Origin of the sequence: Caballeronia sp. INML2, from assembly GCF_023631365.1 — a bacterium.
GTDB classification, from domain to species: domain Bacteria; phylum Pseudomonadota; class Gammaproteobacteria; order Burkholderiales; family Burkholderiaceae; genus Caballeronia; species Caballeronia turbans.
Map to the genome: position 1 here is coordinate 219209 of NZ_JALQDH010000111.1, position 20554 is coordinate 239762.

The window sequence follows — 20554 nt, forward strand, 5'->3', positions numbered from 1 at the left end:
GTGAGTTAATGCGATCTCCTTCGATTTTCAAGCGGCGCAAAAGGTCCGGTGAGGCCGCGCGCATTGAGCCGCGAGTGCCCGAATGTGCCGCGTCGGCCGTCCATGAGGCGAGCGACTGCGACGATGTAACAGCCTTCGACACATTTTCGTCGTCGCCGGCGAGCGACGCGAACGACGGCGTGCTAGCACTGTTCAGCGCAAGCATGAGCGGCGCAGCCGATGCCCTCGCGCCTTCCGTGAAGCCGGCTACATCCGTGCACGATTCCGACGAACTCATTCGCGCGCTGCAGGGGCAATACTGTGCAGCGCTCGATTTATCGAATCTGGCGTCGTCGGCTTCGTGGGACGCATCGCCCGTATCCGCAGTGCATCTCGAGGCTTTCGCAGGATCGCACGACGATGCGAGTGAACGCGCACACGACGACGTGTCGATCAGCGAATTGTTTTCCGAACCGCAGCGGCTCGAGGAAGCAATCGGGCCGCTCCTCGAGGGCGACGCACTGGACGCAGAAGAGTTGAATCTGAACGCGGCGCCGGAAATCCTGCGGCTCTTCGCACCTTCGGAATATCACGTCAATGGCGCTGCGCAACGACGCTTCGTGCCGCCGCCGCTTGCGCGACGCGAGCATCATACGCTCGCCATCGACAGCCCTGTGCCGGGCTTCGGCGCAGTAACGCGTCATGGCGAAGGAGTGCAAGCAGAATGACCGCAGAGACACCTGTCACGATCCGAAGCTTATCGCATGCGCCGCTCGGCGAGTTGCTACGCGAAGCCGAAGCGCGCGTGCGCGCGCAGCCGGCGCTCGCCGCGCATCGCTGGGCGCTGTTCCACATCTTGTGCGTCGTTCAGGCATGGGAGCGAGCCGTGCAGCAGCTTCAGACGTATGCGCAACTCGAAGAATCGCAGACGCGCGTCGTGCACGCGTATCGACATTTGATACGCGCCGAACGCGCGCGGATCAAGGTCATGTCGGGCGAGCAGCAGCCCGATTTCATTTTCGATGAAGCGCCCGAGTGGATGCGCGGCCTGCTTACGGCGCTGGGTCTGTCCGCGGCGAATCAGGCCGATGCCGCCGACGACGCCCGTGAGGCCGCGCTCGACATGGCGCCGCTCGTCGCGGGCGCGGGCGAAGGACATCGCTTCTCGTGGATCGCCGATAGCGATACACGTCTCGGTCCGGTGTGCGAGTTCATCGCGGAAGGCCGCTACCGATGGCTCGCATTCGATGACATTGCGCAGTGGCAAGTTCGTCGGCCGAGCTCGCTCGTGGACCTCGTCTGGGCGCCGTGCAATCTGATGCTGCACGACGGCACGACGCTGCACGGCTTCATGCCCGCACGCTATGCGTCAACGTCTTCGTCCGGTGCGCGCGACGCGCTGTTGCTCGGTCACGAAACCGTGTGGCGGGAGTGCGGCCGCACAGGCGTCTTCGGGGAAGGCCGCAAGACGTGGACGACGAGCGCGGGTGACGTCGGTCTATTCGACCTCGCCGAGTGTGTGCTCGGCGCAGGCGCGAACGATGACGCGGGAGCAGACGCATGAGCGCGCAAGCACCGGCCAGGCGAGAGCCACGGCGCACAGACAGTCATTTGCTGCCCACGCTGATCGACCGTTTGCGCGACGACGCGCCGCATCGGCAAACGGAAGCGCCGGGCGAATACACCGTCACGCGCACGCAACTGCGCGACATCATTCAGCGCGATCTCGCCTATCTGCTCAACACCACGAATCTGGGCGACCAGCTCGATGCGCGACGCTATCCGCTCGTCGCCGCGTCGACGGTCAATTTCGGCGTGCCGCCGCTCGCCGGCGCGTTCATGGCATCGCGCGACTGGCGGGACATCGAGAGCATGGTCAAGCGCGCCATCATGACCTTCGAGCCGCGCCTGATGCCCGAATCGCTCGAAGTCGTCCCGTGCAGCAACGGCGATCGCGCCGGACGTCACAACCAGGTCGCCTTCGAGATTCGCGGGATGATTCGCATGGACCCGTACCCGCTCGAATTCATGGTGCAAAGTTCGCTCGATCTGGAAACGAGCCGCCTCAGCGCCGGTGCGACGCGCGCCTGATTCCGACACGATTTCGAAAGGCGATCCTTTGCATGGACCCGCGACTACTCGACTACTACAACGAAGAACTGGTCTATCTGCGCGAGAGCGCGGGGGAGTTCGCGCAGGCGCATCCGAAGATCGCCCGGCGTCTGGGCCTGCAGGCCGGCGAGATGACCGACCCGTATGTCGAGCGACTCATCGAATCGTTCTGCATGATGGCCGCGCGGATGCGCATCAAGCTCGATGCCGAGTTTCCGCGCTTCACGCAGCGTCTGCTCGAAGTGACGTACCCGAACTATGTGTCGCCGACGCCGTCGATGGCCGTCGTACGCATGTTTCCCGCGCATACGAAAGGCAACCTGAACGAAGGATTTCGCGTGCCGCGTGGCTTGTCGCTGAAAACGCGCACTCCCGGCGGCGAGCGCACGCCATGCACATTCCGGACGAGTCAGGACGTCGTGCTGTATCCGCTCGAGATCGTCGGCGCGTGGCTCACCGGCATCCCGCCGGACATTCATGGTCTCGAGCGCTATGTTCCCGCGCATGCCCAGGTGCGAGGCGCGCTGAGGTTGCGCATTCGCACGACCAACAAGAGCAGGATGGCGACGCTCGAGGGCCTCGATCGATTGCCGGTCTATCTGGCCGGCGATGAGCAGGTGGCCTCGAATCTGTTCGAACTCGTGCATGCGGCGGGCATTGCGTCCATCGTTGGCGAGCCCGGCGAGTTCAGCGCGCCGGATCGCCCGTTCGCGGCGGTCAGTTCGAAGGCGGTCGTCCATGACGGGCTGAATCCCGATCAGGGGCTCTTGCCGCTCGTGTGGTCCAGGTTTCACGGACACACCCTCCTACAGGAATATTTCTCGTGTCCGAGCCGCTTTTATTTCTTCACGCTCACGGGGCTCGCTGCGGGCCTGAAGATGACGCGTGGAGAAGAAGCCGAGATCGTCGTGCTCCTCGACCGGGCACCGGACAAGCTCGCCAGCCTCGTCGACGCGTCACGCTTCGCGTTGTTTTGCACACCGGTCATCAATCTGTTCGAGCAAAACCTGGATCGTATCGAGCTGACCGATACAGCCACCGAGTTCCATCTCGTGCCCAGACGTCAGCAGCCGCTCGACTACGAGGTCTTTTCGGTCGAAACGGTCGAGGCACGCGTCGCGCGGAACTCGAACGCGCAGACCTTTCGTCCGCTGTTTCAGACGCTCAGCGATGACGAAGGCAATCGCGGCCGCTACTTCTCGGTGCGTCGCGAGCGCCGCTTGTTGTCCGACTCGGCACGACGCTACGGCACGCGCACGCCATACATCGGCACCGAGACGTTCGTGTCGCTGGTCGATCAGCACGAAGCGCCTTATCGCGAAGGCATGCGGTATCTGTCCGCCAGGGCCTGGGTCACCAATCGCGACTTGCCGTTGCTCGTGCCGCGCAATGGCATCGACGACTTCGACAAGGCGGAGGGCGATGCGCCCCTCGCGAGCATCGGACTGATACGCCCGCCTAGCGCGCCGCGGCCGCCGTATGCAGAGGGAGAAACCGCGTGGCGGCTGATCCGTCAGCTCAACTTCAACTATCTGCCTCTCGAAGAACTCGATCATCGACCGGGCGGACAGGGCTTGCGCGACATGCTGCGGCTCTTCCTGAGCGGTGACGACACCGAACACGAGCGACAGGTCGAGAGCCTCGTTGGCGTAAAGACCAACCCGGTGACGCGCAAGCTGCCGGGTGCCGGTCCGCTGGTGTTTGGACGCGGCATCGAGTGCCGGCTGACCATCGACGAAACGGGATTCTCGGGCACGAGTCCCTATCTCTTCGGGATGATCCTCGAACATTATCTGGCCCGACATGTGTCGATGAACTCATTCACGCAGACCGAACTGCATTCGATGCAGCGCGGTCGCATCATGCGCTGGCCTGTGCGCATGGGTACGCGTGGGGTGGCGTGATGGAGCGGCGAGGCCTGGGCGGACTGCTGCGTGAGCTCGCGCTCTCGCACGAGATGATCGAGCACCTCGAGGCCGAACCATGGCGCTACGGCTTTCTTTCGCTGATGCGGCGTATCGGTGCGAATCCGGAGATCGATCCGATCGGCACTGCCGCGCGGCCTTCGGCCGAGCCGTTCCGACTCGGGCAGCAGCCCAGTCTTGCTTTCGCGCCGCGCGAGATTGCAAGCGTCGGCGAGTTGAACGGGCGGTTGCACGTGCGGCTCTTCGGCCTCGGCGCGCTCGGGCCCAATGGGCCACTGCCGTTGCACGTCACGGAGATCGCACGGGAGCGTGAGGAGAATCGGCACGATCCGACGCTGAGCCGTTTTCTCGATATCTTCCATCATCGTTATCTGACGCTCCTGTACCGGGCATGGGAATCGGCGCAGGCAGCGGCGGGTCTCGACCGGACCGATGACGAGCGCTTCTCGTTCTGCATCGCCAGCCTGACGGGCCAGGATACCGATGAAATATCGACGCGAGCCTTACCCGCTCACGCGCAACTCGCGGGATCGCCGAACCTCTTGCGCGAAGCACGCGATCCCGATGCGCTGCGCATGACGCTCGAGCATTACTTCAGTGTTCCGGTGCGCATCGAGGAATTCGTGTTCCACTGGATCGAGGTGGCGCGAGAGGAGCAGACACATCTTGGCGAGTTGAGCGCTTCGTCGATCATGGGCGACGGAGCCATGCTCGGTGAACAAGTGCCGGATCGGCAATACCGGTTTCGTCTGATCGTCGGGCCGGTGTCGCTCGATGACTATCTGCGCTTCACGCCGCATGGTGCTGCGCTGCCCGAACTCGTCGACTGGGTGCGCGCTTTCGTCGGATTCGAGTTCCAGTGGGAGCTGGAATTGCGCATTCGCGCGGAGTGTGCGTCTGGGGCCGTGATCGGTGAAGAGCAGCGATTGGGCTGGTCGGGTTGGCTCGGAAACTCACCCGATGAGCAGCCCGTTACAGGCATGCGCTTCGATCCGGAGCAATACGTGAAGCGCGGATCATCGCGGAAAACAACTGTTGAAGGTGCGGCATGAGCAAGAAGCGCAATGTAACGACAGAAGCCGGTCTCACTCACGACTGGATGACGCCTGTCACAGCGGATATGCCCTGCGGAGCGGACCCCGAATACGATCCGGAATTCATCCTGCTGTTCGGGCGGGTCGCCGCGCGCACGGAAACGCAGTATGGCGACTTCGTCGGCACGCCGGAACCGGTCAACTGGAGCGAGATCGAGCGCGATTGCCGCAGGCTCATGATGCGGGCGAAAGACATCCGTCTCGCAGTGTTGTTCACGCGGTGTCGAACGCGGCTGGCTGCGTTCGCAGGACTCGCCGAAGGCCTTGGCCTGCTTGCCGCCTGGCTGAACGCTTTCGCCGATACCGTGCATCCGCAACTGGGCGTCGACGAAGATCGTGACGCCGCGCTGGAAATCCGCATGAACGCGTTGCAGGCCTTGACCGATATGGACGGCTTGCTTGCGGACGTGCGCGAGATCGCGCTTGCGCGCTCGTCGGTTTCACGCCTGCAAGTACGCGATGTCGAGCGAGCCTTCGCGCAGCCGCGGCCGAGCGATGCGCTATCGGTCGATTCCGTGACGCGGCAACTCGATGATCTGCGCGCGCAACAACTCGAACTGTTCGCGCATATCGACGCAGCCATCGGGAAACTGGGTGAGATCGACGCATGGAGTCGCGAACACCTGGGCATGTTTGCAGCCGATTTGTCGATCTTGAGCCGCTTGCTTGCCCGGCTGACCGATCATCGGCCTGCAGCTCCTCGAATGAGCGACGAGGTCCGCCCCGTCGAGCCAATAGTCGATGCTTCAAGCGACGAACGCGAGCACGAAACGATCGAAGAAGAGAGCGGCTGTGAAGCTTCGCCCATGCTGTCGCAAAAGGGAACACTCATGAACCGTGAGACGGTGGTTCAAGCGATTCGCGAGGCGCGTCAGTGGTTCGAAGCACATGAGCCGAGCAGTCCGATTCCCGTGCTGCTGAGGCGCGCGGAACAATTCGTCGGTAAGCGCTATGCGGAAGTGGTCAAGGCGATTCCGGCGGAATTGCTCCTTGAGTGGGATCAACAGAACTGAGAGTTGAACCGATAGTTCGGAAATGTCGTCCTGAAAATTAAGCATAACGAATATATAAGAAGGTTGAATTGCATGAATTGCGAGGCAAGCTTCAGCAAACGCGAATGAAAAGGTGAGCACGTGTCCCTTCTAAGAGAGAGCCGATGGATGTACAAGCCCGGCTTCGATGCCAGCGATACGCGTGCGGACATCATATTGATGGCCGGCGGCACCCTTACTCTGCTGGACCCCACAGGCAAGCCGGAGTCGTTCTACTACGGTCGGACGGCGCGAGAGGTTTCCTTCGCCGAGTCGCGCGCGTTGAGGCTGCCGAAGCTGCGCCTGCCCGATCTGGATCGCTTCGACGTCGAAGCGCTGAGTGCGACGTCGTCCGACGGCGCCAAAGCCGTGAGCGCCGGGCAACGCGCAAATGAACCGCACGCGCCAGGAGACGGCGCGACGCCTCCACAAGCTGCCGACAGTTCTGACGGCGAGAAGCAGGCGCGTGCGCGCGCATTGAAGACGATCGCCCGGGAAACGAAGGAATTTACGAAGAACAGCGCCGACGAGAGAACGAAAGCCTCCGCGGGAAACGGATCGATTTTCATGACTCACGCATTCACCGGTGCGGAATTGCTTCGCTCGGATCTGCGCGGGGCCGTTGTCTTTGTGCATGGCGATGCAGAGACCGAAGTGCTTGCCGGCCCGCGTCGCTCGGTGATGCTGCTCGGAATCAATTCGGCGGAGCTGATGATGGGACTGTCTTCATCCGCCATGTCAGGACTGGCGGAACACGCGATCGGGCAGGCGCGCGCGTTGATGCTGATCGACGCAGGAAACGACGCTCCAACGATCACCGGTCCGGGTGTCGTGGTGGGCTTTCTGAACTAGCAAGCGGCAGGAAAAGCATACGCGTGCGGTTGAGAACCTGTCCGCCGATCAAACCAATACTGAAGAGGATGTGTCACCGTGAATAACGTAGCGTCTAAAGCGAACCATTCCGCCGAACCGTTGAACGCCCTTGCGAGGCAAGGTGATGCGGATCTTTTGGCCAAGGCGCGCTCGGGCATCGCAAGCGCAACGGGCGGCGGTTCGGGCGCGCGTACCGTGACCATGAGCGGCGCCGCATTGCCTCCAGGACCGACGGGCGATCCTGCCTTGCTTTTGCGATCCATACACGGCGAAGAATCACTTTCGAAGATCTACACCTATACGATCGATTGCTGCACGCCGCTCCATTCGCTGCTGCCGGAGCAGGCGGCAGCCAATCTCGACCTCAAGTCGATGATCGGCAAGGAACTCACTGTACGCATCGCGCTGGAGGGCAAGGGCAGCTTCGTTCCTGGCGCGATGGGCGCGGCGGGTGCGGTCAACATCGGGGCGGGCGTGCGCGAGATCAGCGGCATCGTCACGAAAGCGCATTATGTTGGGCAAACCAGGCGGCAAAGCCACTATCGGCTGCTGCTCGAGCCGTGGGTTTCGCTTGCCGATCAGGCGTCGGATTACCGGATCTTCCAGGGAAAGACGGTTGTCGAGATCGTCGAGCAGGTGCTCGGCAAATACATGTATTCCTACGAGACGCGGCTCAGCGAACAGTATCCGGCGCTGGACTATCAGGTCCAGTATGGTGAGACGGATTACCGCTTCATCCAGCGACTGATGGCCGAGCATGGCATCTACTGGTTTTTCGAGCATAGCGACGGCTTTCACCGGATGATTCTGGTGGATCAGCTCGGTGCGCACAAGCCGGTGGAAAGCGCCGCGTATCAGACGATTTCGTACTTCCCGCCGGGACACAGAATCGACGAAGAGCACATCGACTATTTCCGCATCGACGGAAGTCTTCAGCCCGGACGCTGGACTACGAATGACTTCGACTTCAAGAAGCCGAGTGCGGCCCTGATCAAGCAAAACGAATTGCCGCAGGAGACCTCGCATAACGATCTCGAGCGATATGAATGGCCGGGGGATTTCACCGATCCATCTCATGGAGAGCAGTTCGCGCGCATTCGCATGGAGGAGGTGCGGGCGCGCGGCGAGCGAGCCAGTGGCTCGGGCAATGTGCGCGATATCGTTTGCGGAACGACGTTCCGGCTCTCCGGTTTCCCGCACGAAGCAGCCAACCAGGAGTATCTCGTGCTTTCGTCGTCCATCAGCGCGTCGGAAGCGCATCAGACGAGCGGCGCAGGGCAGTATCAATTCACGTCGTCATTCGTCGTGCAGCCGGCGACGACGGTGTACCGGCCACCGCGCGAGGACTATCCGAAGCCGCGCACCAGCGGCCCTCAGACGGCCATCGTGACGGGTCCGGCAGGGCAGGAGATCTGGACCGATCAATACGGGCGGGTGAAGCTGAGCTTTCACTGGGACCGCTCGGGCGTGAAGGATCAAAGTTCGTCGTGCTGGGTGCGGGTGTCGTACCCGTGGGCGGGCGGCGGTTACGGCGGGGTGAATATTCCGCGCATCGGCAGCGAGGTCATTGTCGATTTCGAGAACGGCGATCCGGACCGGCCGATCGTGGTGGGGCGCTTGTATAACGCCGAGTCCATGCCGCCGTGGGAGTTGCCGGGCAATGCGACGCAAAGCGGGATGTTGTCGCGTTCGATGAAGGGCAACGCGGAGACGGCCAACGGCATTCGCTTCGACGACAAGCAGGGTGCCGAGGAGGTGATGCTGCTGGCCCAGAAGGACATGAATACGACCGTGAAGAACAACGAGTCGCACACGGTCAAGGCAAACCGCACGAAGACGATTCAGGGTAGCGAGACCACCGCTGTGTCGGGCAGCTTCGAGCCACGAAACGCCTTGAATAGCGCGGCGGCCACGGCCATCATGTTCATCACGGGCGGCCCGCCCACCAGCACCGGCCGCCCGGCGGGGATCGGCAGCATGACCGAGGTGGGCAAGGACATATACGTGCGCTTCGTGTGCGCGCTGTTATGGTCCATCGGCTCCATGCCCGCGACCCAACAACTGAGCGCGGGCAATGCAACAAACGACAGCGGATCGCCATTGACCAGCACCGTACGGCTGCCCATGAACGATTCGGAGTCGCCCGAGGGTCCTTTCGCATCCGAACCGGCAAAGCCGGCGCCCAGTGGAAAGTGCAGTCCCGGCACATGAAACGTGTGCGTGCCCGCGGTCGCGCGCAGCAATCCGTTGATCAGCACGGGCGCCCCGCCCCCGCCCTGACCAACGTTGCCGCCCAATGCGTCGGTCACCTTCGCCTGCACGTCGTTGAGCGCATTCATCGCGCCCATGCCCGCCTTGACCACATCATTGTTCATGACGTCGTTCACCGCAGACAGGCCCGACTGGACGAGATCGCTGTGCATGACGTCTTCGATCTTGTCCGCGTACTTCTGCACGAGCGCCTCGGCCTGCTCCTCGACGAAGCTGAATACGATGCTGCCGATCACCGACATCGCCGCGTTCACGTACTCGCGCAGGTCCAGCACCATGCCCACATGCGGATGCGGTAACGGCGTCGGCCCGCTGGGCAGCGTGACCATATGCACATCGATACCCACGACCGGGCTCAGGTGGTTCACAGCAAGCATCGTCATGACGCGCGATCCTCGTTCTTGCTCTCTTTATCGTTCGATTCGATCAGCCGCATCGATACCTCATCGGGCGCAAGCGGTTGGCGGCACATGCGTAACATTGCGCAGCGTCCAGATAGCGCTCTTCTGTCACATGCACGCTCGCCTCACAGTCCCTGGCAACGCGGCACCTGTGAGAACACCAACGGGCTGCTGCGCCAGTATCTGCCCAAAGGCACGGACCTCTCGGTCTACAGTCAGGACGAACTCGATGCAATTGCCGACAGTCTGAACAGCAGGCCACGCGCGACTCACGCCTTTCATTCACCATTCGAGGTCTTTGCTGCGACCCTTGCATCAGCAAGCCAGCCTCACGACTCTAAACACTAAACCCGCTGTTGCACTTCATCCTTGAAACCGCCCTTCATGATCTGGCGTTCGTTGGCGTCGAGCTTCGAAACCGCTTCGAAGCGCAGCCGGAAATCATCGTCCGGGCCGCGCTCCTGTTTATCAAAGAGCAGGACATCCGCACTTACCGATAAGGCAATAGCGAGACTACGCAAGACTTCGAGCGTTGGCTGAGACGTTCCGCCTTCGTAGCGCCTCAACTGCGACAGATGCACGCCGACCAGATCGGCCAAAGCTTGCTGAGTGAGGCCGCGTTGCTTGCGCAAGGCTGCGAGCCGTTTGGGGAAATCCATGGTCCACCACGTTAAAACTTGATGCGGCATGGTAAGTCCCCCTGTTTGGTCGGCTTGCGTGAAGCGTTCATAAATAGCAGCATAAAAAGCTAGTTTATGGTGCCTGACAGGTTTTTAGCCGGAGGACGGATGGCGCGCATCGCGGAAGCAGAGCTTGAGCGGCTAAAGGCCGAGGTGTCGGTGGAGCAGTTGGTGCGCGCGCAGGGCGTGGAGCTGGCGAAGTCGGGCAAGGATCGGCGCGGGCGTTGCCCGTTTCACGAGGATTCCACGCCGTCCCTTGTGGTGACGCCCGCCGCCAACGATTTCTTTATAGCTGTATTCACTTAACAATCCTAAATGTAGGATGCAACATATTTGCAAAAACTGCAGACGATCTACTTCGCGTCTGCTGTCATCATTCGGCTTACCGGCAATGCCATCTTCGACGGCTGCAATCCGAGCGAAATGAGTGCGCCGACGCAAGCCAGCAAAGAAATCTGTTCGAGGCCGGCCGCCGACCATCCGCGGACGTGGCGAGCCATCCGATCGTGTAGCCGGCAATCGATGCCGAACCGTACGGGCTTGACACGAACACGCCCGACGCCTTGTTGTTCAAATGGCCGCTGACCGAACGAATGTGATAACCGGCGAGGTTCACATAAATGGTTCCGCTGACGACGAGCCCCCACACGAACGACAACGCTTCCTGTGCAGCCACGCTGGTGGCGGAGTAGAACAACCCGTAGCCGAGCACGGCGGCAATCAGAAAGCTCACCGAGAGCATTTTGCGAGCCGACAGGGAGTCGCCGATCCAGCCGCCAGCAATCGATGCGAACACACCGATTCCGTAGGCGCTCATCACGTGTCCGGTAACGGCCGGCGTGAAGGCCAGATGCTCGCGCAGGAACGTTGGGTACATGCCGAGATACTCATAGATGATCAGGCTGCCGATCAGGCTGAGCACCGTCAACAGAGCGGTGTTGCGGTTGAGCAGCGTCGGCGCCGCGGAAATCTGCGCGCTATTGCGGCTCGCTTCCGCGGCCCGGACTTCGCTGAACCATGGGCGCACCGCCACAGCGAGCAGCACGATCGCGACCACCCAGAGGAGGCCGAATACGACCATGGGAAACCGCCACGTATGCCGCATCGCAAGCAAGCCGCTGCCTGCGATAGGGCCGACGATCGCGCCGACGCCGAACGAGAAGTTCACCGCGCCCACCGCAGTTGACCGGAAGCGGGTGAAGTAGCGGGTGCCGATTGCGATGATCACCGACAGTTGCATTGCCTCGCCGATGCCGGTCGCGGCGCGATACAGCAGATGTCGACAAAGCCGTGCGCGCAGGCAGTCAGCACCGTGCCGAGCGGCAGTCGCGGCGTTATCGCGCGTACTGTTCGAGCGCGTCAGCGAGGGCATCGAAGGTAACGCGGCAGCGCGGGCTCGCGCGCAGATTCTCGTGCATCGTCACCCAGGTTTCGAGTTGGAGCGCGAACGCCTTCGACAGCACGCGTACGAGACCATCACGGCGCGCAATCGCGACATGACATCCGCCGATTCCCGCGCCCGCGCGGATGAGTGCGAGTTGCGCAAGATCGCTATCGGCGCGCATCGAAAACATCGCGTGACGAAAACCCGGCAACGTGCGACTCACATCGCGAATGAACGCGTTTGGCTGGTCGTAGCCGATGACGGCGTGCTCTGCGAGCGCCGCCATGCTGCGCGGCGTGCCGTGACGGTCGAGATAGTCGCGCCGCGCGTGAAGCCCGACGTCGATCACGCCGACGCGCCGCGCGACGAGTTGCGTCTGACGCGGACGCACCATGCGCACGGCAATATCCACTTCGCGCCTCAGCAAGTCCTGCACGCGGTTCGACAGCACGAGTTCGACGATCAATCGCGGATGCCGCTCGCGCAACGCCGCGATGACCGGCGGCAGCACTTCGACCCCGACCACTTCGCTCGTGGATACGCGCACGACGCCCTGCACGCCCGCGCCATCGTCGCCCGTGTGGCCGCTCGCCGCGCGCTTGAGCGATGCCGCCGTGCTCTGCATCGCTTCGGCGTGCGACTGTAATGCAAGCCCAACGTCGGTTGGCTGAAGCCCGTTCTGTGAGCGCGTGAATAAGCTCACCTTCAGCGCCCGTTCGAGCGCTTCAACGTGGCGCCCCGCCGTCGGCTGCGTGATGCCGAGCGCCCGCGCTGCACCCGACAGCGAGCCTTCGCGCAGCACTGCGAGGAACGTTCGGTAGAGCTCCCAGCCGATGTCGTCTGCCATACGTTTTTGTATATCGGATAAACGAAGTTCGCCAATTTTAATGTGCGCGCGAAGGGCGGAGAATGGCTCCGCCAACAACTTTGGGGGCGTGACATGGCGCAAGGCGAAACGGTTTTGATACTTGGGGCGACGGGCGGCATTGGCGGGGAAGTGGCGCGGCAATTGCGCGACGCGGGCTGGCGCGTGCGCGGGCTGCGGCGTGGCGCGGGGGCATCAAAGGGCGACGGCATCGAATGGATTCACGGCGATGCGATGAACGCGGCCGACGTGACGCGCGCGGCGCAGGGCGTATCCGTGATCGTGCACGCGGTAAATCCGCCGGGCTACAAGCGCTGGGCCGAACTCGTGCTGCCGATGATCGACAACACCATCGCGGCCGCGAAGGCGCAGGGCGCTACCATCGTGTTGCCGGGCACGGTCTACAACTTCGGGCCGGACGCGTTTCCGTTCATCGACGAAGACGCGTCGCAGCATCCCGTCACCAGGAAAGGCGCGATTCGCGTGGAAATGGAAGCGCGTCTGCAACGCGCGAGCAAGGAAGGCGCGCGCGTGCTGATAGTGCGCGCGGGGGACTTTTTCGGGCCAAGAGCGGGCAATAACTGGCTCGCGCAAGGACTCGTGAAGCCCGGAAAGCCGGTCACGAAGATCAGCAATCCGGGTGCGCGCGGCATCGGACATCAATGGGCGTATCTGCCCGATGTGGCTCGCACGATGGTAAAACTGCTTGCGCACCGCCATTCGCTTGATGCGTTCGCGCGCTTCCACATGAGCGGTCATTGGGACGAGGACGGCACCGGCTTGGCCGACGCGATTCGTCGTGTAGTCGCGCGCCGCATCGGACGCGAGCCCTCTGTCGGCGGCTTTCCGTGGTGGCTGCTTGCGCTCGCCGCGCCGTTCAATGTGACGTTCAGGGAGCTTCGGGAAATGCGCTATCTATGGACGACGCCCGTGCATCTGAATAACGCGCGGCTCGTCCACACACTCGGGCACGAGCCGCATACGCCGCTGGACGTGGCCGTCGAAAAGACGCTCATCGGCCTCGGATGTCTCACGACTGACCTTCACGCTTCGATATCGAGGCTCACATCGTAGAGCGAGCGGCCGTTCAGATGGCGCGGCGAGACGGGCCTCGCGCAGCTCGCGGGATCAATCTTCGAGCGACCTGAATACTGCTGAAGTGCGCGCTGGCGAGCGGCTCCGCGAATTGCAGGACGCCAGGCTCACGTAGCGCAGATTCGGCAAAAAGTCAGATTCAGTTCGGTCGGGCCGAACCTTCCCCCATTGGGTGCGACTGCACCTCCCGCCGTACCCCCATGCGTGACAATTCGTATTATCAGGAATCGCGCTGAAAATAATTTCGAAAACGTCGAGGCGGCTTTTTGCTTTCCGTTGGTGGTTCGGGGTGGTGTTGACGCCGATGACGGGAAGCTATCACCGTAAAACAATCCGACGACCGTTTCGAATCGCAACGTTAAGAATCTTTCCACCATGCCGACCCGCGGCATCCGCAAACCCGCAAAGCCCCGCCAGCCGGGGCCTTGACGCATTTGGCCCGGCCCTTGCATTAATTGCGCTCCAGACAACCCGGAGCTGCACATGATCGAACGAGGCCGAGCCACCACGCTCACCCATACCGTCACGACCGCGGATCTCGCGTCTGCTCACGCGCAACGCACGGGCGAGCGCTACCCCGACGTGCTGTCCACGCCCGCGCTGCTGTCGCTGATCGAGCGCGCGTGCGCCGAAACACTGCGCGATGCTGTCGGCGAAGGGCAACTGTCCGTCGGCGTGACGACGCATCTTAATCATCTCGCGCCCACGCCGCTCGGCGCCGAAGTCTTCGCGACCGCGACTTTCCGCGACCTCGAAGGCTCGCTGTACTGGTTCGACATTGTCGCTTCCGATGCCGGCGGCCCGGTCGGCACGGCGAGCCACGCGCGCGCCATCGTCGAGCGATGCGCGATCGAAGCGCGCGCCGCGAAACGCCGCCGGACCGAATGACCCGCTCACACGACGAGAGAAGGCACATGGCTGATCATTCCCCGACGCACGGCGTCTTTTTCGACGAAGCGTTCGAAACGCTTCCGCCCGCCGACGTGCGCCGCCAGCAGGACGCGCTCTGGGCATCGCACTGGCCGTATCTGCGCTCGATGTCCGCGTTCTACCGGACCAAGCTCGCGCACTGGACCGGCCGCGACGACATCACGCTCGATACGCTCCAGGACATGCCTTTCACCGAGAAGGACGAGCTGCGCGTGAGCCAGGAAGGCGCGTCGCCGTACGGCAATTACGCCGCGTGCGCGGAAGCCGGCATCGCGCGGCTGCATCGCACGTCGGGCACGACCGGCCGGCCGCTGATTCTCGCCAACAGCGCTCGCGACGCTGCGGACATCGCCCGCGTCGGCGCGCGCTCGATGTGGGCGGCGGGCCTCCGTCCGGACGATCGCGTCGTGCATTGCCTGAACTACTGCATGTGGACGGGCGGCTTCACCGATCACACGATTCTCGAAGCCACCGGTGCGACGGTCGTGCCGTTCGGCGTCGGCAACACGCGGCTCCTGATCGATTCGATCCTCAATCTCGGCATCAACGCGATTTCCTGCACGCCGTCCTATCCCGCGCTGATCGAACAGGTGTTGCGCGAGACCCGCGGCCCCGCGCCGCGCGATCTCCGGCTGAAGCTCGGTCTCTTCGGCGGCGAAGCGGGTCTCGACAATCCCGAACTGCGCGCCGCGATGGAAGAGAAGTGGGGCTTCAAGGTGCGCAATGCGAACTTCGGCCTATCGGAAGTGCTGAGCATTCTTGGCGGACAGACCGACTGGACCCACGATCTGCTTTATCACGCGGCGGACGTGGTGTTCGCCGAGATCGTTGACCCCGAGACGCTCGCGCGTGTGCCGATCGAAGCGGGCACGACAGGCGAGCTCGTTTGCACGCACTTGCGCAAGCAATGTCAGCCGCTCGTGCGCTATCGGACGCGCGACGTCGTCACGGTGACCGCCACCGATCCTGGTCCGGACGGCCGCAGCGCGTGGCGCTTTCGTGTGACGGGCCGCACCGACGACATGTTCAACGTGCGCGGGGTGAACGTGTTTCCGGGCGCGGTGCGGCTCGCGGTCGAGGCGCTGCCGCAATGGGCGTCGGGCATGTTCCGCATCGTGCTGAAAGGGCCGGGTCCGTACGACCGCATCGCGATGACCGTCGAGGCCGCGAACGGCTTGCCCGTCGAGCGCTGGCCGGATGCGGCGCTGCGCATCGAGACGACCGTGCGCGAGCGCATCGGCGCGAGCGCGGCCGTGACCATGGTCCCGTTCGAACACTTTCCGCGCACCGAAGGCAAGACACGCTGGATCGACAAGGAGCCCGCATGAGCTACGTGAAGACAAGCATGGATGGGCCCGTTTGCATCGTGACGCTCGCGCGCCCCGAGCGCATGAACGCGATCGGCGGGCCGCTGCTCGACGATCTGCACGACGCGTTGCAACGCGCGAACGACGACGCGTCGTGCCGCGTGATCGTGCTGACGGGCGAAGGCCGCGCGTTCTGCGCGGGCGACGATCTCAAGGAATTCGGCGAGCAGAGCGCGAGCGATGCGAACATTCGTAGTCACATCGAGCGCATCCAGCGCATCACGCGCGATTTGATGTTCAACGCGAAGCCGGTCGTCGGTGCGGTGCATGGCTTCGCGGTCGGCGGCGGTTTCGAGTGGATGCTCAATTGCGACATCGTCGTGGCGTCGGACGATCTCGTCGCGTTCTTTCCGGAAATGGAGTGGGGCCAGTTCGTGACGGGCGGCGTCACGCATCTGCTGCCGCAATCGGTCGGCCATCAACGCGCGATGGAACTGTGGCTGCTCGGCGAACGGCAAAGCGCGCAGTCGCTGTTGTCGATGGGGCTCGTCAATCGCGTCGTGCCGCGCGCTGCGATGCTCGCCACGGCGATGACGCTGGCGGCGCGCATCGCGCGGAAGTCGCACACGTCGATTGCGCGTCTCAAGCGGACCGTCACCACGGCACTAACGGACACGCTTTCGCGCAGCCTCGAACTCGAATTCGCGGCGACCATCGAGGCCTTCGCGGACCCCGACGCCGCCGAGCGCGTGAAGGCCTTCGCGACGCGCAAGGAGAATGCACGATGAACCCGAAAGCCCTGACCTTCGATTACTTCGGCACGCTCGTCGATGTCGATCGCGGCGGCACGCTCGGCATGACGGAAGTGCTGCGGCGGCTGTCCGTCGAAACCAATGACGCACCGTTCGACATCTATCTCGACTGGGACATCCGCAACGTGCGGCTCTACCGCGGCCAGGCGTACGCGCGTTATCGCGATGTCGCGCAGCAGGCGCTCGCGGCCGTGCTGGATGCGCGCTGGCCCGGCGCGCGCCGTGGCCACACGATGGATGCGCTGACCGATGTGTTCCTCACGCATCTCGTCGAGGCATCGCCCGCGCACGAGGACGCGGCGCCGTTTCTGGACTGGGCCGCGTCGCGCTATCCGCTCATGCCGATCACGAACATGGATAGCGACCTGTGGCGCCGCACGCAGCTCACGCGCTACTTCGAGCACGTGACGACCGCGGAGATGGCGCAGGCGTACAAGCCGTCGCAGGCGATCTTCTCGCTCGCGCTCGACCGCCTCGCGCTGCCCGCGCAGGAGGTGCTGCATTGCTCGCTCGCGAGCTGGGCCGATATCGACGGCGCGAAGCCGCTCGGCATGGCGGTGGCGTGGATCAATCGCGGCGGCGATACGCTCGGCGCGTGGCAGCCGCGTCCGGATTTCGAGTTCGACACGTTGTCGCCGGTACGGGACGTTCTGGATAGTCTGTCATTCACAGCGACTGGGGAAACGATATGAAACCGATGAACATGGCGATTGCGTGCGTCGTATCCGCTGCGATGCTGTGCAGCGTTGTACACGCGCAGCAAGTGGTCAAGATCGGCGTGGCGGGACCGCTCACCGGCAGCGCGGCGCAAAGCGGCAAGGACGACGAGCGCGGCGTGCGCCTCGCCATCGACGAGCTGAACGCGACGGACTTTACGATCGCCGGCAAGCCCGTGAAATTCGAGCTGATCTCGATGGACGATCAGGGCGATCCGAAAGTCGGCGTGAACGTCGCGCAGAAGCTCGTCGACGATGGCGTTTCGGCGGTGATCGGCCATTACAACTCGGGCGTGAGCATTCCGGCGGCGCGTATCTATAACGATGCGCATGTCGTGATGATTACGGGCGCATCGTCGAATCCGGATCTCACGCATCTCGGTTATCCCTACGTGTTTCGCCTCGCCACCAACGACAACGTGATGGGAGGTCGCATGGCGGTCTATGCATCGAAGGTGCTCGGCGCGCAGCGCGCCGCCGTGATCGATGACCGGACCGCATACGGCACGGGCGTCGCCGACGTGTTCATCAAGACCGCGCAGAAGGAGGGCATGCAGGTCGTCGCGCGGGAATACAGCACCGACAAGTCAACCGATTTCAAGGCGATCCTCACGCAGATCAAGTCGCGCAATCCGCAGGTCGTGTTCTACGGCGGCTACTACGCGCAAGCCGCGACGCTCGCGCGGCAGATGGGCGAGCTCGGCGTGAACGCGACGCTCGTCGGCGGCGACGGCATCTGTTCGCCCGAGTTCGACAAGCTCTCGGCGGGCGTCGCCGACAAGCGCATGTTCTGCGCGCAGGGCGGTGCGCCGCTCGACACGCTGCCCGACGGCAAGACGTTCCGCGCGAAGTTCAAGAGCGCGTTCGGCGCCGATGTCGATACTTACGCGCCCGCGTTCTACGCAGCGACGCTCGTGGTCGCCGACGCGATGCAAAAGGCGGGATCAGCGAAACCCGAAGTATTCGTGAAGACGTTGCGCGTTCAGTCGTTCGCGAGCATCCTCGGCCCCGTGAAGTTCGATGCGAACGGTGACTGGATCGATGCGCCGGTCACGGTGTATCGGCTGAACGGCGGCGCGCTGACCGCGATCGCGCAGAAGGACTGATGCGCCACGCGACGCCGGGCGGCGGGATTTTGTCCTGATATATTCGAAGCCGTTGCCCGACCGTTCGCAGGCAGACATGGCCACCGTTGCGCTCGATCCCGACATCGCCACGCTGGAGAGCGCGCTCGCGTCTCCCCGCTGGCGCTTGGCGCGCCGTCTCGCGGCGCGCGAAGCGAAGGCATGCATCTGCACGCTGGATCGCGGCGGCCATGTGCTCGAAGGCGCCGCGCATATCGCCGATGCCACGCTCGATGCGTTCCTCGCGCAGTGTCCGTCGGATCGGCTCGCCGCCCTCGCGGAAGCGGCGACGGCGACATCGGATGGACGGTGCGTGATGCTCTCGTTGCAAGGCGCGGCTGCATCGGTTGCGCAGGCGTTCGCGCTGCGCGTCGATGCGCACGGGCGGCGGGTCTTTCTCGTCGCGTTGCGTTCGCCTTCATCAGATGATCCGACGCCCGCTCCGTGGATCGCGCTGCTCGGCGCGACGCTCGACGTCCTGCTTCACAGCGCCTTTGATCTCGCCGCCTATGACACGCTCGTCGAGGAACAGCGCGCGATCATCGATCATATCGGCGACGGTCTGATGGTCATCGGGCAAGGCCACGTGCTGCGGCACGTCAATTCGGTCGCGGGGCGCATCCTCGGCATCGATCCGAAGACGAGCATCGGCAAGACGCTCAACGAAGTGATCGATTTCGAGCCGATCGTCGGACCGATTTATCGCACGGGCGTGGGCTATGTCGATCGCGAACTGATCATCGATTCGCCGGCGCGGCATCTGCATCTGCTCGACACCGCCATTCCGATCAAGAACCGTTGCGGCGAAGTGGTGTCGGTCGTCAACACGTTTCGCGAGATGCGGCGCGTGCGCAAGATGGCCGGGCGCTACGCGGGCAATCACGCCCGCTTCACGTTCGGTAGCGTGATCGGATCGAGCGCGGGTCTGAAGCGCGCCGTCGATGCCGCGAAGAAGGCGGCGCGCGGCGCATCGAACGTGTTGTTGTCGGGCGAGAGCGGGGTCGGCAAGGAAGTCTTCGCTCAGGCGATCCACAATGCGAGCGCGCGCGCCGCGCAGCCGTTCATCGCGATCAACTGCGCGGCGTTGCCGCATGCGCTGATCGAAAGCGAGCTGTTCGGCCACGCGCCCGGCAGCTTCACCGGAGCGGCGCGCGACGGCCGTCCGGGCAAGTTCGAATCGGCCGATGGCGGCACGGTGTTTCTCGACGAGATATCGGAGCTGCCCATCGACGTGCAGGCGAAGCTGCTGCGCGTGCTGCAAGAGCGCGAAGTCACGCGCATCGGCGATACGCGCGGCATTCCCGTCGATGTGCGCATCATCTGCGCGAGCAATCGTGATCTCGCGTCGATGGTGATCGCGAAGACCTTCCGCGAAGACTTGTACTACCGCTGCAACGTGATCGAAATCACGATTCCGCCGCTTCGCGAGCGTCGCGAGGATATCCGTGCAATGGCGGCATTCTTTCTCGATCGATACTGCACGCGCATGCACAAGCCGACGCCGGAGATCGCGGAAGAGGCATTGCGGCAACTCGAAGCGCACGACTGGCCGGGCAATGTGCGCGAGATCGAAAATCTCGTCGAGAAGATCGTCAATTTCAATGAGGGCGAGCGTATCGCGGATGTGTCGTCGCTTCTCGGCAGTGCGCCTGTCGCGCAGACGGGCCGCGCGTCGCCGGACAATCTTGGCGCGCCGGTTTCGCTGAAGGAAGCGGAACGCATCGCGATACAGGCCGCGCTCGAAGCGTGCGGCTTCAATGTGACGAACTGCGCGAAGCTGCTGCAGGTGTCGAAGCCCGCACTCTACGCGAAGATGAAGCGGCATGGGATTCGTATTGAGAGGGCGATACGTGCGCCGGATTGAGGATCGCCAGTCGCCGTCTTTCGTCAGCAGCGACCAGACGGCGAGAAAGGGCACGGAACCGGCTCGCATCGCATGCGGATTATTGCGAACG

20 protein-coding genes and 1 pseudogene are annotated in these 20554 nt (G+C 63.3%); 18 read left to right on the forward strand and 3 right to left on the reverse strand.

Going from position 1 to position 20554, the window contains the following annotated elements:
* The first annotated feature begins 179 nt into the window (after window positions 1-179).
* The 10 genes and pseudogenes from NCT32_RS33505 to NCT32_RS33550 all read left to right on the forward strand — a co-directional run.
* Complete coding sequence (locus NCT32_RS33505; protein ID WP_250491297.1) at window positions 180-707, forward strand: TagK domain-containing protein; 528 nt, start codon at window positions 180-182, stop codon at window positions 705-707.
* Window positions 704-1543 (forward strand): type VI secretion system accessory protein TagJ, encoded by an 840-nt coding sequence (locus NCT32_RS33510; RefSeq protein ID WP_250491298.1) that lies wholly within the window; start codon window positions 704-706, stop codon window positions 1541-1543. Before NCT32_RS33505 ends, NCT32_RS33510 begins: the two co-directional genes overlap by 4 nt.
* Window positions 1540-2070, forward strand: a complete 531-nt coding sequence (gene tssE / locus NCT32_RS33515) for a type VI secretion system baseplate subunit TssE (protein WP_250491299.1) — start codon at window positions 1540-1542, stop codon at window positions 2068-2070. Before NCT32_RS33510 ends, tssE begins: the two co-directional genes overlap by 4 nt.
* A gap of 32 nt (window positions 2071-2102) precedes the next feature.
* Window positions 2103-3995: a type VI secretion system baseplate subunit TssF gene (gene tssF, locus NCT32_RS33520; RefSeq protein ID WP_250491300.1), complete on the forward strand. Its 1893-nt coding sequence runs from the start codon at window positions 2103-2105 to the stop codon at window positions 3993-3995.
* On the forward strand, window positions 3995-5068 hold the full coding sequence (gene tssG / locus NCT32_RS33525) for a type VI secretion system baseplate subunit TssG (protein ID WP_250491301.1): 1074 nt from the start codon (window positions 3995-3997) through the stop codon (window positions 5066-5068). Before tssF ends, tssG begins: the two co-directional genes overlap by 1 nt.
* A complete protein-coding gene (locus tag NCT32_RS33530) occupies window positions 5065-6123 on the forward strand; it encodes an ImpA family type VI secretion system protein (RefSeq protein ID WP_250491302.1) in 1059 nt (352 codons plus the stop codon). Before tssG ends, NCT32_RS33530 begins: the two co-directional genes overlap by 4 nt.
* 147 nt (window positions 6124-6270) lie before the next feature.
* The gene (locus NCT32_RS33535; protein WP_250491303.1) at window positions 6271-6993 is read left to right on the forward strand and encodes a hypothetical protein; all 723 of its coding nucleotides are present in this window, start codon (window positions 6271-6273) and stop codon (window positions 6991-6993) included.
* A gap of 222 nt (window positions 6994-7215) precedes the next feature.
* Complete coding sequence (locus tag NCT32_RS33540) at window positions 7216-9225, forward strand: type VI secretion system Vgr family protein (protein ID WP_250491314.1); 2010 nt, start codon at window positions 7216-7218, stop codon at window positions 9223-9225.
* The gene (locus NCT32_RS33545) at window positions 9222-9584 is read left to right on the forward strand and encodes a hypothetical protein (protein WP_250491304.1); all 363 of its coding nucleotides are present in this window, start codon (window positions 9222-9224) and stop codon (window positions 9582-9584) included. The genes NCT32_RS33540 and NCT32_RS33545 overlap by 4 nt, the downstream gene beginning before the upstream one ends.
* 225 nt (window positions 9585-9809) lie before the next feature.
* Window positions 9810-10034: pseudogene (locus tag NCT32_RS33550) on the forward strand (transposase); the annotation flags it as partial.
* Here the strand turns inward: NCT32_RS33550 and NCT32_RS33555 are convergent.
* Window positions 10031-10345 carry a helix-turn-helix domain-containing protein gene (locus NCT32_RS33555; RefSeq protein WP_250491305.1) on the reverse strand — a complete coding sequence of 105 codons (315 nt, stop codon included), beginning with the start codon at window positions 10343-10345 and terminating at the stop codon, window positions 10031-10033. The pseudogene NCT32_RS33550 and the gene NCT32_RS33555 sit on opposite strands and share 4 nt — an antisense overlap.
* A 129-nt stretch (window positions 10346-10474) precedes the next feature.
* Here NCT32_RS33555 and NCT32_RS33560 point away from each other — a divergent pair, with 129 nt between their 5' ends.
* The gene (locus NCT32_RS33560) at window positions 10475-10672 is read left to right on the forward strand and encodes a CHC2 zinc finger domain-containing protein (protein WP_250491306.1); all 198 of its coding nucleotides are present in this window, start codon (window positions 10475-10477) and stop codon (window positions 10670-10672) included.
* A 76-nt stretch (window positions 10673-10748) separates the two neighbouring features.
* On the opposite strand, the gene NCT32_RS33565 is transcribed toward NCT32_RS33560, so the two are convergent.
* Together NCT32_RS33565 and NCT32_RS33570 are read right to left on the reverse strand one after the other, a co-directional pair.
* The gene (locus tag NCT32_RS33565) at window positions 10749-11738 is read right to left on the reverse strand and encodes an MFS transporter (protein WP_250491307.1); all 990 of its coding nucleotides are present in this window, start codon (window positions 11736-11738) and stop codon (window positions 10749-10751) included.
* The gene (locus NCT32_RS33570) at window positions 11701-12597 is read right to left on the reverse strand and encodes a LysR family transcriptional regulator (RefSeq protein ID WP_250478456.1); all 897 of its coding nucleotides are present in this window, start codon (window positions 12595-12597) and stop codon (window positions 11701-11703) included. The genes NCT32_RS33565 and NCT32_RS33570 overlap by 38 nt, the downstream gene beginning before the upstream one ends.
* A 93-nt stretch (window positions 12598-12690) precedes the next feature.
* Between NCT32_RS33570 and NCT32_RS33575 the strand changes: the two genes are divergently transcribed.
* The 7 genes from NCT32_RS33575 (at window position 12691) to NCT32_RS33605 (ending at window position 20463) form a co-directional block, all read left to right on the forward strand.
* Window positions 12691-13689, forward strand: coding sequence for an NAD-dependent epimerase/dehydratase family protein (locus NCT32_RS33575; RefSeq protein WP_250478457.1), 999 nt, complete (start codon window positions 12691-12693; stop codon window positions 13687-13689).
* Window positions 13690-14193: 504 nt separating this feature from the next.
* A complete protein-coding gene (locus NCT32_RS33580) occupies window positions 14194-14598 on the forward strand; it encodes a thioesterase family protein (protein ID WP_250491308.1) in 405 nt (134 codons plus the stop codon).
* Window positions 14599-14624: 26 nt separating this feature from the next.
* The gene (locus tag NCT32_RS33585; protein WP_250491309.1) at window positions 14625-15968 is read left to right on the forward strand and encodes a phenylacetate--CoA ligase family protein; all 1344 of its coding nucleotides are present in this window, start codon (window positions 14625-14627) and stop codon (window positions 15966-15968) included.
* Window positions 15965-16735: an enoyl-CoA hydratase/isomerase family protein gene (locus NCT32_RS33590; RefSeq protein ID WP_250478459.1), complete on the forward strand. Its 771-nt coding sequence runs from the start codon at window positions 15965-15967 to the stop codon at window positions 16733-16735. Before NCT32_RS33585 ends, NCT32_RS33590 begins: the two co-directional genes overlap by 4 nt.
* Entirely contained in the window at window positions 16732-17451 is a 720-nt protein-coding gene (locus tag NCT32_RS33595; RefSeq protein WP_250478460.1) for an HAD family hydrolase, read from the forward strand. Before NCT32_RS33590 ends, NCT32_RS33595 begins: the two co-directional genes overlap by 4 nt.
* Window positions 17448-18581, forward strand: coding sequence for a branched-chain amino acid ABC transporter substrate-binding protein (locus tag NCT32_RS33600; RefSeq protein WP_250491310.1), 1134 nt, complete (start codon window positions 17448-17450; stop codon window positions 18579-18581). Before NCT32_RS33595 ends, NCT32_RS33600 begins: the two co-directional genes overlap by 4 nt.
* 76 nt (window positions 18582-18657) lie before the next feature.
* On the forward strand, window positions 18658-20463 hold the full coding sequence (locus NCT32_RS33605; RefSeq protein WP_250478462.1) for a sigma-54-dependent Fis family transcriptional regulator: 1806 nt from the start codon (window positions 18658-18660) through the stop codon (window positions 20461-20463).
* Window positions 20464-20554 lie beyond the last annotated feature (91 nt).